9 protein-coding genes and 1 rRNA gene are annotated in these 17752 nt (G+C 70.6%); 1 reads left to right on the forward strand and 9 read right to left on the reverse strand.

The genetic code is table 11. The features are described from left to right. Positions 1-40 precede the first annotated feature (40 nt). From A3IG_RS0107150 to A3IG_RS0107190, 7 genes are all read right to left on the reverse strand, one after another. On the reverse strand, positions 41-568 hold the full coding sequence (locus A3IG_RS0107150) for a CinA family protein (RefSeq protein WP_018382863.1): 528 nt from the start codon (positions 566-568) through the stop codon (positions 41-43). After that, positions 565-1299, reverse strand: a complete 735-nt coding sequence (gene pgsA, locus A3IG_RS0107155) for a CDP-diacylglycerol--glycerol-3-phosphate 3-phosphatidyltransferase (protein ID WP_051087415.1) — start codon at positions 1297-1299, stop codon at positions 565-567. The genes A3IG_RS0107150 and pgsA overlap by 4 nt, the downstream gene beginning before the upstream one ends. Next, the gene (rimO, locus tag A3IG_RS0107160; RefSeq protein WP_018382865.1) at positions 1296-2747 is read right to left on the reverse strand and encodes a 30S ribosomal protein S12 methylthiotransferase RimO; all 1452 of its coding nucleotides are present in this window, start codon (positions 2745-2747) and stop codon (positions 1296-1298) included. Before rimO ends, pgsA begins: the two co-directional genes overlap by 4 nt. A 186-nt stretch (positions 2748-2933) precedes the next feature. Further along, complete coding sequence (locus tag A3IG_RS0107170) at positions 2934-3749, reverse strand: helix-turn-helix domain-containing protein (RefSeq protein WP_018382867.1); 816 nt, start codon at positions 3747-3749, stop codon at positions 2934-2936. 237 nt (positions 3750-3986) lie between these two features. Next, entirely contained in the window at positions 3987-6590 is a 2604-nt protein-coding gene (locus tag A3IG_RS0107175; RefSeq protein ID WP_018382868.1) for a DNA translocase FtsK, read from the reverse strand. A 427-nt stretch (positions 6591-7017) separates the two neighbouring features. Continuing rightward, positions 7018-7668, reverse strand: coding sequence for a response regulator (locus A3IG_RS0107185; protein WP_018382870.1), 651 nt, complete (start codon positions 7666-7668; stop codon positions 7018-7020). Between the two features lie 246 nt (positions 7669-7914). Beyond that, positions 7915-12987, reverse strand: a complete 5073-nt coding sequence (locus A3IG_RS0107190; protein ID WP_104530681.1) for a HAMP domain-containing protein — start codon at positions 12985-12987, stop codon at positions 7915-7917. Positions 12988-13526: 539 nt separating this feature from the next. Between A3IG_RS0107190 and A3IG_RS0107195 the strand changes: the two genes are divergently transcribed. Next, a complete protein-coding gene (locus A3IG_RS0107195) occupies positions 13527-16184 on the forward strand; it encodes a SpoIIE family protein phosphatase (protein ID WP_018382872.1) in 2658 nt (885 codons plus the stop codon). A 26-nt stretch (positions 16185-16210) separates the two neighbouring features. Here A3IG_RS0107195 and A3IG_RS0107200 read toward each other — a convergent pair whose 3' ends face one another. Further along, positions 16211-17182, reverse strand: coding sequence for a GlxA family transcriptional regulator (locus A3IG_RS0107200; protein ID WP_040910976.1), 972 nt, complete (start codon positions 17180-17182; stop codon positions 16211-16213). Positions 17183-17496: 314 nt separating this feature from the next. Further along, a 5S ribosomal RNA gene (rrf, locus tag A3IG_RS0107205) occupies positions 17497-17613 on the reverse strand. Positions 17614-17752 lie beyond the last annotated feature (139 nt).

The raw sequence follows: 17752 nt of genomic DNA on the forward strand, positions 1-17752 counted from the left end.
AGCGTGCGGGGAGCGAAGTCGTGTTCACTCAGGGCTGCAATCATCCGCTGTCCCCCTGCTCCTCCACTGATCCCCTCCCTTGGTCGGGGCGGGCGCCCGGTGCGCCACGGAGCGTGTCGCGCAGCAGGCCGAGCACCGCGTCCACCGTGCCCTTGCGAATCCCGTCCCGATCGCCGGTGACGGCGGGACGAACGGCTGTGGAACCCTCCGGTCCGACCACCGCTACGTATACCGTGCCGACCGCCTTGCCGTCCTGCGGTTCGGGACCCGCTACTCCCGTAGTGGCTATTGCGTAATCAGCTCCGAGGAGCCGCCGTACACCCCGTGCCATCTCTTCTGCCACCTGCGGGTCGACCGCCCCTCGCTCCTCGAGCAGTCGGGGGTCGACCCCCAACACCGACCTCTTGACAGCGGTGGCGTAGGCGGTCACCGAGCCACGGACTGCCTGGGACGCCCCCGGGACCGCGGTCAGCTCCGCCGCGACCAGGCCACCGGTCAGCGACTCGGCCACGGCCAGGGTGGCCCCGCGCTCCCGCAGGAGTACGAGGACCTCGGCCGCCAGGTTCAACGTGTCCCCTCCTGTGCCCGGCGCAGCCCGGCCCGACGCAGGACCACTGCCTGCCTGACGTAGTCGATGCCGGTGGCCAGGGTCAGCACCACCGCCGCCGCCATGATCCAGGCACGGGCCGTGGCCAGTGGGCCGGTCAGGGCCAACACGTACATCCCCACCGCGATGCCCTGGGTGAGGGTCTTGAGCTTGCCGCCCCGGCTGGCCGGGATCACTCCGTGTTTGATCACCCAGAACCGCATCAGGGTGATGCCCAGCTCGCGGACGAGGATCAGCGCGGTGACCCACCACGCGAGGTCCCCGAGGGCGGAGAGCGAGATCAGCGCCGCCCCCATGATCGCTTTGTCGGCGATCGGGTCGGCGATCTTACCGAAGTCGGTGACCAGGTTGTTCCGCCGCGCCAACTCGCCGTCGAAGAGGTCGGTGATCATGGCCACGCTGAACGCGGCCCAGGCGAAGGAGCGCCACGCCGGGTCGTCACCGCCGTCGTGCACCAGCAGCACCACGAACCCCGGCACGAGCACCAGGCGGAGCATGGTCAGCGCGTTGGCGATGTTCCACAGGCTGACGGCGCGGACGGTACGGTCACCGAGACCGGCGGGCGGCACCGGCCGGCGCACACCACGGGTCGCCCCCCGCCCCGACGTTCCCCCCGGCTGCGGCACCGAGGCGGAGGCACCCGTGCCCGGAACACCGGGGACGGGCGCGCCGGAGGCGGGGACCGAGCTCACGGGGTCGCCCCACAGCACTCGGCCACCAGGTCGGCTCCCTCAGTGTCGATCACCTTGGCCTCCACCATCGCGCCCACGCGCACGTCACCGCCGACGAGCCGGACCAGGCCGTCGGTCTCCGGCGCCTGGTGCTCGGCGCGGCCAGTGGCCTCCCCGTCCTCGACCGACTCCACCAGCACCCGCACCGTGCTGCCCAGGCGCTCCTCGGCACGCTGGGCCGTGAGCTCCTCGGCGAGCCTGGAGACCCGGGCCAGCCGGTCGGCGACCTCGTCCGGCTCCAGCTTGCCCGGGTAGCCGGCGGCTTCGGTGCCCTCCTCGTCGGAGTACCCGAACACCCCGATGGCGTCCAGCCCGGCCAGCCCCAGGAAGCGCTCGAGCTCCGCCAGGTCGGCCTCGGTCTCACCGGGGAAGCCGACGATGAAGTTCGAACGCACCCCGGCCTCGGGGCTCCTCGCCCGGACCTGGGCCAGCAGTTCGAGGAAGCGGTCGGTGTCCCCGAAACGGCGCATGGCGCGCAGCACCGCCGGCGCGGAGTGCTGGAACGACAGGTCGAAGTAGGGGGCGACCTTGGGGGTGGACGTCAGCACCTCGATCAGCCCGGGCCGCATCTCGGCCGGCTGGAGGTAGCTCACCCGCACGCGCTCGATCCCCTCGACGGCGGCGAGCTCCGGCAGCAGCGTCTCCAGCAGCCGCAGGTCGCCCAGGTCCTTGCCGTAGGAGGTGTTGTTCTCACTGACCAGCATGATCTCCCGCACGCCCTGCTCGGCGAGCCAGCGGGTCTCGGCGAGCACGTCGGACGGGCGGCGGGAGACGAACGCGCCGCGGAAGGAGGGGATGGCGCAGAAGGCGCACCTGCGGTCACAACCAGACGCCAGTTTGACCGCCGCGAAGGGCCCGTCGGCGAGACGGCGCCGCAGCGTGCGGGGGCCGGAGGCGGGGGCGACCCCGGGCGGCAGGTCCGCGGGGCCCGTGTCCGGCGCCGCGCCGTGCCCGGGGAGCGCGACCTGCGCGGACTGCCGCAGGGCGGGACTGACCGGCAGCAGCTTCCTCCGGTCGCGTGGGAGGTGGGATGCGTGCACCCCTCCCGCGAGGATGGTGCGCAGCCGCTCGGAGATGTCCTCGTAGTCGTCGAAGCCGAGCACGCCGTCCGCCTCCGGGAGGGCGTCGGCGAGTTCCTTGCCGTAGCGCTCGGCCATGCACCCGACGGCGACCACGGCCTGGGTCCGCCCGACGCCCTTGAGGTCGTTGGCCTCGAGCAGGGCGTCCACCGAGTCCTTCTTGGCCGCCTCGACGAAGCCACAGGTGTTGACGACGGCGACCTCGGCGTCCGCGGCGTCCTCGACGAGTTGCCACCCGTCGGCCGCCAGGCGCCCCGCGAGCTCTTCTGAGTCCACCTCGTTGCGGGCGCAACCGAGGGTGACGAGGGCGACGGTACGGCGTTCGGGCATGGAGTCAGCCTACTTTGTCCGAGCCCGGCGCCCACCCCGCGGGCCACGTGAGGTATTCACATCGCGCCGCCCGCCGCCCGCCGCCGGCCAGGAGCGGGCGGGCCGGGGGTGGCGGACACGTCGGTGCCGCCGCGGTCCAGGACCGCGGCGGCACCGAGGAGGACGCCGGTCGGGCAGCGCCGTCGGTCAGCCGGCCTCCGGATCACCGGGGGTGAAGGTCAGTCGGGCGACGTCTCCTGGCTCGCCGGGCGTCCCGAGGTCCTTGCCGTTGACGAACATCTTGATGGCACCGGCGTTGCCGATCACCAGCTTGATCTCCTCGTCATCGGTGAAGGTTTCGGAACTGCCCTTCTCCAGCGTCCCCTGGAACAGCGATTTGCCGTTCTTGCTGGTCGCGGAGATCCAACTGCGGTCATCGACCGCGGTGGCCTTGACCGTGACCTTGTCCGGGGGCGCGGCGGCGATGGCGCTGTCCGTGGGCGCGGGCCGGCCCACCTTGCTTCCGGGCTCCTTGCTCTTGTCCGTCGGCTTGGCGGTCGGACTGGCGGACGAGCCGCCGGCCCTGGGAGAGCCCGAGTCATCGCCGCCTCGGACCAGGTTGAACCCGACGAACGCGATCACCACCGCGATGGCGGCCACCATCGCCGCCGTCCAGTTGGGCCTGCGTCGGTCGGTACGGACCCGCTCCGTCTCGAACAGTTGAGCGGGTTGAGTGGGTGTGGGCGCGCCGTACTCGGCGTCGTACCGCGCGACCAGGGCGCCCGAATCGATCCCCAAGGCCTTGGCGATCTGCCTGACGTGGCCGCGGGCGTAGAAGTCGCCGCCACACCGGGAGAAGTCGTCCTCCTCGATCGCACGCACGATCGGGACACGAATCCGGGTGCGGGCACTGACCTCGTCGACGGTCAGGCCGGCGTCCAGACGCGCCTGAGCGAGGACACGGCCGACCGAGGGCTGTGGGTCGGGAACGGAGTCACCGGGAGGGAGGTTGCCGATGGACACGAGAGCGCCTTTCGAGCGTGAGCCACCTGCTGGTCATTCAGTCTAGGACCGGTCGGAAAGCGATAGGCAAGCGGTGGCGCCGGTTTGTCGGCCATCGGGATTGCCCGATGACGTCCCCGGGTTCACCACCATTGCCCAGGCACTTTTCACGAAAGGCGGAAACGGTTATGCACCTCCCCCACAAGTCTCACTCGTTCGAGCTAACAGGCGGCCTGACGGCGGATCGCCGACCGGCTCTCAGGGCGGGCCGTCCCCACGGAGCGTGGCCAGGACGGAATCGAGCTCATCGGGCTTGATCAGCACGTCACGGGCCTTGGATCCCTCACTCGGGCCTACGACCCCGCGAGACTCCATCAGGTCCATCAGTCTGCCCGCCTTAGCGAAACCTACACGCAACTTGCGCTGCAACATCGAGGTGGACCCGAACTGTGTCGAGACCACCAGCTCCGCGGCCTGGCAGAGCAAATCGAGATCGTCCCCGATGTCCTCGTCGATCTCCTTCTTGCGGCCGCCGCCGACGGTCACGTCCTCCCGGTACGTCGGGGTGAGCTGGGCCTTGCAGTGCTCCACCACCGCACCGAGCTCCGGCTCGGTGACATAGGCCCCCTGCATCCGGACCGGCTTGTTGGCGCCCATCGGCAGGAACAAGGCGTCGCCCTTGCCGATGAGCTTCTCGGCCCCCGGCTGATCCAGGATGACCCGGCTGTCCGCCAGCGAGGACGTCGCGAACGCCAGTCGGGACGGGACGTTCGCCTTGATCAGCCCGGTGACCACGTCCACACTGGGACGCTGGGTGGCCAGCACCAGGTGGATGCCCGCGGCACGGGCCAACTGGGTGATCCGGACGATGGAGTCCTCCACGTCCCTCGGCGCGACCATCATCAGGTCCGCCAGCTCGTCCACGATCACCAACAGGTACGGGTACGGCGCCAGTTCCCGTTCACTGCCCGGCGGCAGGGTGATCCCGCCGGTACGCACCGCCCGGTTGAAGTCGTCGATGTGCCGGAAGCCGAACGCCGCCAGGTCGTCGTACCGCAGGTCCATCTCGCGCACCACCCACTGCAACGCCTCCGCGGCCCGCTTGGGGTTGGTGATGATCGGCGTGATCAGGTGCGGGATGCCCTCGTACGCGGTCAGCTCGACCCGCTTGGGATCGACCAACACCATCCGAACCTGGTCCGGGGTGGCCCTGACCAGTACCGAGGTGATCAGTCCGTTGATGCACGAGGACTTGCCCGCGCCGGTCGCGCCGGCCACGAGCACGTGCGGCATCCGGGCCAGGTTGGCGACGACGTAGCCGCCCTCCACGTCCTTCCCCAGCGCGACCAGCAACGGGTGCTCGTCCTGCCCCGCCTCCTGGGAACACAGCACGTCGCCGAGCTTGACCATCTCCCGGTCGGTGTTGGGGATCTCGATGCCCACCGCCGAGCGGCCCGGGATCGGGCTGAGGATGCGCACGTCCGGACTGGCCACCGCGTAGGCGATGTTCTTGGCCAACGCGGTGATCCGCTCCACCTTGACCGCGGGCCCGAGCTCCACCACGTACCTGGTCACCGTCGGACCACGGGTGAACCCGGTGACCCTCGCGTCCACCTTGAACTCGGAGAACACCACGGTCAGGGCCCGCACCACGTCGTCGTTGGCCTGGCTCCTCGCCTTGCCCGGCCCGCCGCGCTCCAGCAGGCGCAACGGCGGCAGCGCATAGCCGACGTCCCCGGAGAGCTGGAACTGCTCGGCGCGGGGCGGCAGCGGCTCGGTCCTCGGCGGCACCTCGGGCGCAGCCTCCGACTCGTGCCCCGAGGGGGCCTGGGGCCGCGCCGGTGGCGGGGTGGGCGTCGCCTCCCGGCCGGCGTCCCGCTCGCCCCCCTCGGCGCCCCCCGCTCCCCGTACCGTCTCCCGCAGACCAGCGACGACCGGGGACGGCTGCACCCCGTGCAACACCGCGCCGTCCAGAGCCGCCGCGGCGGCCTGCGCCACCTCCACGGCGTCCGAGGAGGGCGCCGCGGTCCTCGCCCGGGAGCGGCGCCGGGGGCGGCGGGGGGACGGCGGCGGGGTTGGCGAACCGGCCTCCTCCTCCGCCTCGTCCCAGAGGTCGTCCTCGTCAACGGGCAGGTGTTCGAACGGCGGTGTCTCGGACCGACGGCGGACGGAGCGGCGACGCGGTGCCGGCACCGCCTCGGCCCCGTCTTCCGCGACGGGGTGGCCGCCGGTTCGCTCGTCCTCCCACTCCCCCTCGGCCACCGGCGCCCGCACCACGCCGATCCTGGCGCCCAACTGCCGCATCCGCCGGGGTACCGCGTTCACCGGGGTCGCGGTGATCACCAGCAACCCGAAGAAGGTCACCAGGAGCAGCAGCACGAGCGCCAACGCCGACCCGACGGTGAACAACAACGGTTTGGCGACGCCCCAGCCGACCAGGCCACCCGCCTCGCGAAGCCTCCTGGAGCCGGCGTCACGTTCCGGTGCGTCACACCACAGGTGCACCAGCCCCAGCACACCGACGCCCAGCGCGGAGAGGCCGATGACCACCCGTCCGTTGGCGTCCGGCCGGTCCGGATGGCGCATCAGCCGGACCGCCACCACGCCCAGCACCACCGGGAACACGAGGTCGAGCCGACCGAAGGCACCGGTGATCAACCACGTCACCAGGTCCCCGACGGGCCCGTCCAACCGGGACCAGGTTCCCGCGGCGATCACCAGCGACAGTCCGAGCAGGAACAGCGCCAGCCCGTCCTTGCGCAGCGCCGGATCCAGCCCCCTGGCCCCCTTGCCTATTCCGCGCAGCACGGCCCCCACGGTGTGGGCCAGCGCGAGCCAGCAGGCACGCAGCAGCCGCAGCACCGGACGGGTGGGCGACGGCGGGGGCGGTGGGGGCGCGGCCTTGGCCGGGGCCTTCTTCGCCGGGGCCTTGGCGGCAGCCTTCTTCGCCGGGGCCTTCTTCGCCCCGGTCCGCTTCGCCGGGGCCTTGCTGGCCGCGGCCCTGCTCGCCGAACTCTTCTTCGCCGGCGCCTTCTTGGCGGGAGTCTTCTTCACTGGAGCCCTCTTGGTGGCCGCCGCGCCCGCGGGCCGCCCCTGCTTCCCGGCCCGCCCCGGGCCGTACCTGTGGCCATGCTGGGAGATTAGCGTTCCGCCCACGCAGGAACACGTGTACACCGGGTACGCGTGTCGATCGGCGCCCGACCGGCAGTGACCCGCACCCCGGAGCATGCAGTGTGACCAGGGGGCGCGACCAGGGGCACCAGCTACCGGACGACGGGCGCACCGGGGGCTAGCTGCCCGGCTCCAGCGCGTCCAGGGCACGCCGGAGCCCGGAGAGCTTGCGTTCCAGATGGGCCGCGGTGGCGATCGCCGCCGCGTCCGAGGAGCCGTCGAGCTGCTTGGACAGCGCTTCGGCCTGCTCCTCCACCGCGGCCAGCCGGGCCGACAGCTCGGCCAGCAGGCCGGTGGACTCCTGGGCCGGGCCGCTGCCGCCCTCCCCCTGACCGCCCTCCACCTGAAGCCGCAGCAGCGACGCCTGCTCCCTGAGCTGGCAGTTCTGCCGGTACATCTCGACGAACACCGACACCTTGGCGCGCAGCACCCACGGGTCGAACGGCTTGGAGATGTAGTCCACGGCACCCGCCGCGTAACCCCGGAAGGTGTGGTGCGGGCCATGGTTGATCGCCGTCAGGAAGATGATCGGGATGTCCCTGGTCCGCTCTCGCCGCTTGATGTGCGCCGCGGTCTCGAACCCGTCCATGCCCGGCATCTGCACATCGAGCAGGATCACCGCGAAGTCGTCGGTGAGCAATGCCTTGAGTGCTTCTTCTCCGGACGATGCCCGCACCAGCGTCTGATCGAGCGCGGAGAGGATGGCCTCCAGCGCGAGCAGATTCTCCGGCCGGTCATCGACCAGGAGGATCTTGGCCTTCTGCACCATGGCCCAACCTCCTCGTCCCGGCATGGGGCCTCCCCTGCTCGAAGAGCTCGGGGAAGCACCGGGCGCTGCCCCCAGGGACGGCTTCTGTAGGCCGCCCGTCCTTGTGCCGGTCATGGTAGCCGCACCCCACCGTTCGCCACACCCTGTCACCGACATGTCACTGTGCACGTACCGAGAACGCGCTTCGGACCGGGAAGGTTCCGCTGAGCGCCGCCCGCACCGTGTGGCCCACGGGTCGTCAGCCGCTCAACGCGCGCCCAGCCACTGGCCCATGACGGTCAGCAGGTGGTCGGTGTCCACCGGCTTGGTCACGTGGTCCGACGCGCCCGCCTCGATGCTCTTCTCCCGGTCCCCCTTCATCGCCTTCGCGGTGAGGGCGATGATCGGCAGCCCGGCGAACTGCGGCATCCTGCGGATCGCCGCCGTCGTTGCGTACCCGTCCATCTCCGGCATCATGATATCCATCAGGACGAGCGCGACATCGTCATGCTGTTCGAGGACCTCGATCCCCTCGCGTCCGTTCTCGGCGTACAGCACGGTCAGGCCATGCTGCTCGAGCACGCTGGTGAGCGCAAACACATTACGGACGTCGTCATCGACGACGAGGACCTTCTGTCCCTGGAACCCGGCCTTGAAACCTTCACCACCCGCGGAGTCCTCCCAGGGCTGGACCCATGAGTCCCGCGCGGGTGACTGTACCGCAGGCTGGCCGGCCGCAGCGGCCGACGCGCTCTCCCGACGCGCCGCCCGACTCCTGCGAATCCTGGCCAGGCCGCCCCCGGCCCTACTGCGGGTGGTCGCCGACGGCTCCAGGTCGTGCAGCGGGGCGTCCGCGCCCTCCGTGGAGTCGCCCTCGGGCAGCGCGGACAACTGCGGGTAGCCGGAGGCCGGCCATTCCCCGCAGACCAGCGGCAGGTACAGCGTGAAGGTGCTGCCCCGCCCCGGCTGGCTGTCCGCGTGGATCTCCCCGCCGAGGAGCCTGGCGATCTCCCGACTGATCGAAAGGCCCAGGCCGGTACCCCCGTACTTGCGGCTGGTGGTGCCGTCGGCCTGCTTGAACGCCTCGAAGATCACACGCATCTTGCTGGCGGCGATGCCGATCCCGGTGTCCGTGACCGAGAACGCGATCATCTCCTGCTCCGGGTCCTGGATCGCCCCGGACTCCAGCAACTGCTCCTTGATGTACACCGGAACGTCCTCGCCGGCCGGTCGGATCACCAGCTCCACCGCGCCGGTGTCGGTGAACTTCACCGCGTTGGACAGCAGGTTCCGCAGCACCTGGAGCAGTCGCTGCTCGTCGGTGTGCAGGGTCAGCGGGAGCTCCGGCGAGACCCTGACCGAGAAGTCCAGGCCCTTCTCGGCGGTCAACGGCCGGAACGTGGCCTCGACGTAGTCCACCAACTGCACCAACGCGATCCTGGTCGGGCTGACGTCCATCTTCCCTGCCTCGACCTTGGACAGGTCAAGGATGTCGTTGATGAGCTGGAGCAGGTCGGCGCCGGCGCCGTGGATCGTCTCGGCGAACTCCACCTGCTTCGGCGACAGGTTGCTCTCCGCGTTGTCGGCGAGCAACTTGGCCAGGATCAGCAGCGAGTTCAGCGGGGTGCGCAGCTCGTGCGACATGTTCGCGAGGAACTCGGACTTGTACCGCATGGACAGGGCGAGCTGCTCGGCCCGCTCCTCCAGCACCTGCCGGGCCTCTTCGATCTTGTTGTTCTGGATCTCGATGTCGCGGTTCTGCCGGGCGAGCAGTTCGGCCTTCTCCTCAAGTTCCGCGTTGGACCTCTGCAGCGCCGCCTGCCGGCTCTCCAGCTCGGCCGAACGCTCCTTGAGCTGGGTGGTCAGCTCCTGGGACTGGCGCAGCAGCGCCTCGGTCTTGGTGTTGACCCCGATGGTGTTGACGGTGACCGCGATCATCTCCGCGATCTGGTCCAGGAAGTCCCGGTGGACCTGGGTGAACGGCTGGAACGAGGCCAGCTCGATCACCCCGAGCAACTGGCCCTCGAACTGCACCGGCAGCACCACCACGTTGACCGGAGAGGCATCCCCCAGCCCCGAGGCGATCTTCAAGTAGCCGGGCGGAGCGGACTCCACCAGGATCGTCGCCTTCTCCAACGCCACCTGACCGACCAGTGACTCACCCATGCGGTAGGTGGTCGGCATGGAGCGGGTGGAGTAGCCGTAGCCGCCGATCAGCCGCAGCTCCACCTCCTCGTTGCCCGGCCGGAGACCGGCCTCGTCGCCGCCCTCGGCCTCCAGCGCCGGTTCGGCGAGGAAGAAGGCGCCGTGCCGGGCACCCACCACCGGGGTCAGCTCGCTCATGATCAGCGCAGCGACGTCCCGGAGCTCCCGCCGGCCCTGCATCAGCCCGGAGATGCGGGCCAGCTCGGTCTTCAGCCAGTTCTGCTCACGGTTGGTCTGCGTGGTCTCCCGCAGGTTGTGGATCATCTGGTTGATGTTGTTCTTCAACATCTCCAGTTCGCCCGCGGCGTCCACGTCGATCCTCGGGGTGAGGTCCCCACGGGTCACCGCGGTGGCCACCTCGGCGATCGCCCTGACCTGCCGGGTCAGGCTGCTGGCCAGCTCGTTCACCGACTCCGTCAGGTCCTGCCAGGTGCCGACCACACCGGGGACTCGGGCCTGGCCGCCGAGGATGCCCTCCGTACCCACCTCCCGGGCCACGCGGGTCAGCTCGTCGGCGAACGCGGAGAGCTGGTCCACCATCGTGTTGATCGTCGTCTTCAGCTCCAGGATCTCCCCCCGGGCGTCCACGTCGATCTTCTTGGTCAGGTCGCCCTTGGCCACCGCGGTGGTGACCAGCGCGATGTTCCGCACCTGGGTGGTCAGGTTCGACGCCATCGAGTTCACCGACTCGGTGAGGTCCTTCCAGGTGCCCGACACCCCGGGCACGTCGGCCTGCCCGCCCAGCCGGCCCTCGGTGCCCACCTCACGGGCCACCCGGGTCACCTGCTCGGCGAACTTGCGCAGCGTCTCCGTCATCTCGTTGACCGTGTCAGCCAGCTCGGCGACCTCGCCGCGTGCCTCCACGGTGACCTTCTTGGTGAGGTCGCCGCTGGCCACCGCCGACGCGACCTGCGAGATGTTCCGCACCTGGCTGGTCAGGTTGTTGGCCATCAGGTTGACGTTGTCGGTCAGGTCCTTCCAGATCCCCGAGGCGTTGCGGACCCGGGCCTGACCGCCGAGGCGCCCCTCGGTGCCCACCTGGCGGGCCACCCGGGTCACCTCGTCGCCGAAGTCGGAGAGTTGGTCCACCATCGTGTTCACCGTGAGCACCAGCGCCAGGATCTCTCCCTTGGCGTCCACAGTGATCTTCTTGGACATGTCCCCGCGGGCCACCGCCTGGGTGACCTCGGCGATCCCCCGCACCTGCGCCGTCAGGTTGTTCGCCATCTCGTTGACGGACTGGGTCAGGTCCTTCCACGTCCCGGCGACGCCCTTGACGTCGGCCTGCCCGCCCAGCTTCCCCTCGGTGCCCACTTCCCTGGCCACCCGGGTCACCTGCTCGGCGAACGTGGACAACTGGTCCACCATCGTGTTCAGGGTGCTCTTCAGCTCCAGGATCTCGCCACGGGCGTCCACCGTGATCTTCTGGCTCAGGTCGCCCCGGGCCACCGCGGTGGCGACCTGGGCGATGTTGCGGACCTGCGCCGTCAGGTTCCCGGCCATTCCGTTCACCGAGTCGGTCAGGTCCCGCCAGACCCCCGCCACGCCCTGCACCTTGGCCTGGCCGCCGAGCCTGCCCTCGGTACCGACCTCCCTGGCCACCCGGGTGACCTCGGCCGCGAACGCCGAGAGCTGGTCCACCATCGTGTTGACGGTGTCCTTCAGCTCCAGGATCTCGCCACGGGCGTCGACGGTGATCTTCTGGCTCAGGTCGCCCCGGGCCACCGCCGTGGTCACCTGCGCGATGTTGCGGACCTGGTCGGTGAGGTTGCGGCCCATGGAGTTGACCGAGTCCGTCAGGTCCCACCACACCCCGGACACCCCTGGCACCTCGGCCTGGCCGCCGAGCCTGCCCTCGGTACCCACGTCCCGCGCCATCCTGGTGACCTCGGCCGCGAAGGCGGAGAGCTGGTCCACCATGGTGTTCACGGTGTTCTTGAGCTCCAGCATCTCGCCGGAGACATCCACCGCGACCTTCTGCGACAGGTCACCGTACGCGACCGCGGTGGTCACCTGGGCGATGTCCCGCACCTGCGCCGTCAGGTTGCGGAAGGCGGTGTTGACCGAGTCCGTCAGGTCCTTCCACGTGCCCGCGGCACCCGGCACCTGCGCCTGACCACCCAGCCGCCCCTCCGCACCGACCTCCGACGCAACCCGCGTCACCTCGTCGGCGAAGGTGCTCAGCGTCTGCGTCATCGCATTGATCGTTTCAGCGAGGCGTGCGACCTCACCGCTCGCGCTGACTGTGATCTTCTGCGACAGGTCCCCGTTGGCCACCGCGGTGGTGACCTGCGCGATGTCCCGCACCTGCGCCGTCAGGTTCCCCGCCATGGTGTTGACCGAGTCCGTCAGGTCCTTCCACGTGCCCGCGACACCCGGCACCTGCGCCTGACCACCGAGTTTGCCCTCGGTGCCCACCTCCCGGGCCACCCGGGTCACCTGCTCCGCGAACGTGGACAACTGGTCCACCATGGTGTTCACGGTGTCCTTCAGGGCCAGCATCTCGCCGTCCACCCGCACGGTGACCTTGCGGGACAGGTCACCCCTGGCGACCGCCGTGGTGACCAGGGCGATGTCCCTGACCTGCGCGGTGAGCTGCGCCGCCATGGTGTTCACCGAGTCGATCAGGTCACGCCAGCTCCCGGACATGCCGCGCACCCTGGCCTGCCCGCCGAGCTTGCCCTCGGTGCCCACCTCGCTGGCCACCCGGGTCACCTCGTCGGTGAACGTGGACAACTGGTCCACCAGACCGTTCACCGTCCGGCCGACCTTGAGGAACTCACCCCGCAAGGCGTGCTGGGAGCCGTCAAAGGACCGCGGACGCAACTCCATCCGCTGCTCCAGGTCCCCCTCGGCCACCGCGGCGAGCACCCGCCCCACCTCGGCCACCGGGTACACCAGGTCGTCGACGAGCGCGTTGGAGTGGTCGATCGCCGTGGCCCAGGAGCCGTCACACGGCCCCGTCTCCAGCCGCTCGGCGAGCTTGCCCTCCCGGCCGACCAGCCTGCGCACCCGGGACAGCTCCCCGGTGAGGTGCTGGTTGCGGTCCGCGATCTGGTTGAAAACCGCGGCGATCTCAGCCATCACACCGTCGCCGGTCACGGTCAGGCGCTTGCGGAAGTTGCCGTCCCGCATCGCCTCCAGCGCCGTCAGCAGCCGGTTCAGCGACGCGGCGTCCACCTCGACGGTCCCCCGGGCCCTGGCGCGCGTACCGTTCCGCACGGCGGACGAGCCGCGTCGAGTAGCACGTTGCACACCCGAGGCGACGCCACCTCGCGCCGATGGGCCAGACTCCACCGTGTCCCTCCCGCAGGGTCGAACCAAAACACCACCCGGATGAGCATCGGGTCAACCACCAGTGTTTCACCACGAAGGCTCAAGGCCATAACGCTTCCGGAGCTTCACCCGGCCCGTCCGGCACTCCGGCCAGCGCCGCCAGCGGACGCCGCTGGAAAACACCCACGACCGGGACACACGGCGGCCCGGTGGGTAAGTAACCTGGCACGGACCACCCCGCGTGGGGTACGGCGCACACCGGCAGGCCGGGAGGGAGGGGGGCCGTCGTGATCGGGCAGCACGGGCCAGCTCCTGGCGCCGTCGAACCAACCGCCGTGAGCGGATGCCCCGGCCCTGACGACATCCCCCCCGGCCACCAGGCACAGGTAAGGAGAACCGTGATCACCGCGCGGGCAGCCGCCACCTTCGAACCGGTCGGGCGCTCCGTTGCGACCGCCCGCGCCTTCGTCCGGGACACCCTCCAGGGCTGGGGCTTCTCCGACATCGTGGACGACGCGGTGGTCCTCACCAGCGAACTGGTCACCAACGCGGTGGTGCACGCCGGCACGACCGCCGATGTGCGCTGCCTGCGTCACCACACCGGCGTGCGCATCGAGGTCGCCGACCGCTATCCCGAACGGGAACTACCGCTCAGGGACGGCATCGTCGGGCGCGGCGCCGGCCCCGACCGGGAGGGCGGTCGCGGCCTGTTGCTGTGCGCGGCACTCGCCGCCCGTTGGGGCGTGGAGTACACGCCCACCCACAAACAGGTGTGGTTCCACCTCGAACTGCCCGAGCGACCCGCGGGGACCCGGCTCGCCGGGCCGGTGCTCCCGACCGGTGCCCTGCCCGCCACCGACGAGCCGGTCCGGGTGGCCGTGGTCCAGGTCGACCGCGGAGGCGTGATCAGCTCCTGGAACGAGGACGCCCGGGTGCTCTTCGGCCACCGGGCGGAGGAGGTCGTGGGCAAGCCCCTCGCCGACCTCGCGGCCTGGCCCCAGACCCCGGGCACCGGCATCGGGTTCGCCGAGGCCCTGGCCCTGTCCCGCTGGGAGGGCTCGTACGGCATCCGCGGCGCCGGGGGCCGGGTCCTGCCGGTGTACGGCAGCCACCTGCGCGTCCGCGACTCGTCCGGCGAACCCTCGTCGGTGTGCCTGCTGGTCCGCGACACCGAGCGCGCCGTGCTCCAGACCCCGGCCCGAGGGACCACCCCGGGAGCGGTGACGGGGCCGGCAGGCACCGACACCGCCGCCGCCCGCACCGGGGACCCCTGGTCGTCCCGGCGCACCGCCGATCCGTTCGAGGTGTTCATCGGCACCCCCACCCCCGACGACCTCGACGGCCTGCTGCAGCGCACCGTAGAACGCGCCCGCGACATGCTCGACGGAGACGCCGCCTACCTGCTGCTGGCCACCGACGACGAGACCGAGCTCGAGGTACGCGCCTCAACCGGGCTCCCCTCGGCCCGCCAGCGCTTCGCCCGGGTCCCCGTGGAGGCCGGCACCAGCCGCTACGGCAGCGCCCGGATGCCGGCCGTGCACGATGACCTGACCGTCGCGCCCGGCGCAGTCCCGTTGCTCGCCGGCACCGGCATGCGCTCGGTGGTCACCGTCCCGCTGAAGGTCGAGGGTCGCCTCACCGGCTCGCTCGGCGTCGCCGCCGAGGCACCGCACCGCTACGGCAACGAGGAGGCGCTGCGCCTGCAGTTCGCCGCCGACAGGATCGCCTTGGCGGTGGAGAGCGCCCGGCTCAACGAACTCGAGCGGTTGCGCCGGGGCTCGCTGTCCTTCCTCGTCGAGGCGTCCGACCTGCTGGCCGGCACGCTGGAACGGGACCAGACCCTGGCCCTGATGGCGCAGATGACCGTCCCCACGCTGGCGAGCTGGTGCGCGATCTACACCATCGCCGACGAGCGCTCCGAGCCCTACCTGGCGTTCGTCCTGCATGAGGACGAGGACCGCATCGACGGCCTGCGGGCCCTCCTGGAACGTGTCGACCCGCCGTCCGCGGAACGCAGCGCGCGACAGTGGACGGCCCCGGCGGACGCCGCGCACGCCGCGGCGCTGCGCGCCTCCCTGCGTTCCCTCGGGCTCGGCGAGGCGGGGCGGCCCGCCACCGGCCCGGGCACCGCACTGGCCACCGCCGCCGCGGTCGGTGGCGAGACGGTGGTGCTCCCGTTGATCGCCCGCGACCGGGTGATCGGCCTGCTCGCCCTCGGCAAACCCACCGACGAGCGGTTCCGCCAGGAGATCGTCGAGCTCGGCGAGGACCTGTCCCGTCGTGCCGCCCTGGCCCTGGACAACGCCCGGCTGTACTCGGAGCGCACCGCCATCAGCCAGTCCCTCCAGCGCAGCCTGCTGCCGCCGGAGCTGCCGCACATCCCCGGCGTGGAGGTCGAGGTGGTCTACCGGGCGGCGGGCGAGGGCAACGAGGTCGGTGGTGACTTCTACGACCTGTTCCCCATCCGTGAGGGCTGCTGGGGCTTCGCCATCGGCGACGTCTGCGGGACCGGCCCGGAGGCGGCGGCCGTCACCGGCCTCGCCCGCCATGCCCTGCGGCTGCTGGCCCGTGAGGGCTTCGGCGCCCCGGCCGTCCTGGAACGACTCAACGCAGCCATCCTCGACGAGGGCGCCCGCAGTCGCTTCCTCACGCTCCTCTACGGCGAGATGTGGCCCCAGCCCGACGGCAGCACCGTCCTCAAGGCGGTCTGCGCCGGCCACCCACTGCCGCTCCTGCTCCGCCCCGACGGCACGGTCCAGCCCGCCGCCGACCCCCAGCCACTGCTCGGGGTCATCGAGGAGTTGGAGCTCGCCGAGCAGACCATCGAGCTGGCCCCGGGTGACGTGTTGTTGTGCGTCACCGACGGGGTGACCGAACGCCGCGAGGACTCCCGGATGCTCGGTGACGACGGACTCGCTGAGGTCCTCGCCCAGTGCACCGGCCTCACCGCGGGAGCCGTCGCCTCGAGGGTCCAGCGCGCCGTGGAGAACTTCGCCAGCGACGCGCCGTCCGACGACATGGCGATCCTGGCCATGCGCATCCCGCAGCCCGACTAGACCACCCGCGGCCGAGGCCGGTTGCGTCAGGCGCTGCTGCGGCGGTTGACGTTGCGGTACGCGGAGGGGGACGTGGCGTACAGGTCGGAGAACGCCTGGCGGAGGGTCTCCGTGGAGGTGAAGCCGCACTTGCGGGCCACCGCGGTCAACGGCAACGAGCTCTGCACCAGCAGTTGGGCCGCCGCCTCAGTGCGCGCCACCCGCACGTACCTCGCTGGGGAGGTGCCCAAGTGCCCGTCGAACAACCGGGTCAGGTGTCGCTGGCTCACTCCTGCCACCCGGGCCAGCGTGGGGGCCGACAGATCGCTGCTGAGGTGGTTCGAGATGTAGGTGACGACGGTGCGCACCATCCGGTGCTCCGGTAACGGGGCCGCCGGCGGAACGCTCACCTGGGCCTGGTTCCCCGGGCGCTGGAGGTAGGTGACCAGTGTCCTCGCCACGGATCGTGCCAGCTCCGCGCCATTGTCCTCCTCTATCAGGGCCAGCGTCAGATCGAGCGCGCTGGTGACTCCCGCAGAGGTGTAGACGTTGCCGTCCTTGATGTACAGCGGGGCCGGATCCACAGTGACTGACGTGTAGGCCGCCGCCATCCTGCCCGCGTACGACCAGTGGGTGGTGGCCCGTCGGCCGTTCAACAGGCCCGCTGCGGCCAACACGTGGGCACCGGTGCACACGGACGCGATCCGACGGCTGGCCCGGCTCAGTCGGCGTACCTCGGCCAGGAGCCGCCCGTTCGCCGCCGCGACGCCGTGTCCCAGACCACCGGCGACGACTAAGGTGTCCAGCGGCCCCGAGACCTTCTCCAGTGGAACCTGGCCGACGAGCACCAACCCGGAGCTGCACCGCACAGGTCGCCCTCCCAGACTGGCCAGCTCCACCCGGTAGGGGCGGGCGGCCCCCAACCGGTTCGCTGCGTCCATGGCGTCGGATGGGCAAGCTATGTCGAGCATCTCGGCGTCGTCGAAGCCGACGATCACCACATGGCGCGGCTGCTTCATGATTGCCGACCATAGCCACGGGCCAGTCCGTTAGCCAGATACCCCAAGAATCCAGCCATACCCTATGTGTGGCCTGGCCATTCAGGAGCAGCAAAGCCCTGGGAACGGGCCATGGGCCGAACCGGGCACGCTCCCGGCCCAGGCCAGGCCAGTCGCCCCGTCCCGTCCGGTCCCGTCCCACGATGAACGACGGTACCGCGCCGCTGGCGTCCCACCTCCCCCTCCCGGGCCTCTGCGGACGCCCCATGGCACAAAAAAAGGAGGGATCTGGGTTGTTGTCCGAAGACAACAACCCAGATCCCTCACCAAAATTTGTCCGGCGGCGTCCTACTCTCCCACAAGGTCCCCCTCGCAGTACCATCGGCGCAGTAAGGCTTAGCTACCGGGTTCGGAATGTAACCGGGCGTTTCCCTCACGCAATAACCACCGAAACACACACAGACACACAACCAACACACACCCCACAAAAGGGGAACCGGTCTGGTTGTTGCCCCAGAACCACACAGTGGACACGTAGCATCAATGGACAAGCCCTCGGCCTATTAGTACCAGTCAGCTCCACGAGTCACC

It is taken from the genome of Wenjunlia vitaminophila DSM 41686, assembly GCF_000380165.1.
GTDB lineage: Bacteria > Actinomycetota > Actinomycetes > Streptomycetales > Streptomycetaceae > Wenjunlia > Wenjunlia vitaminophila.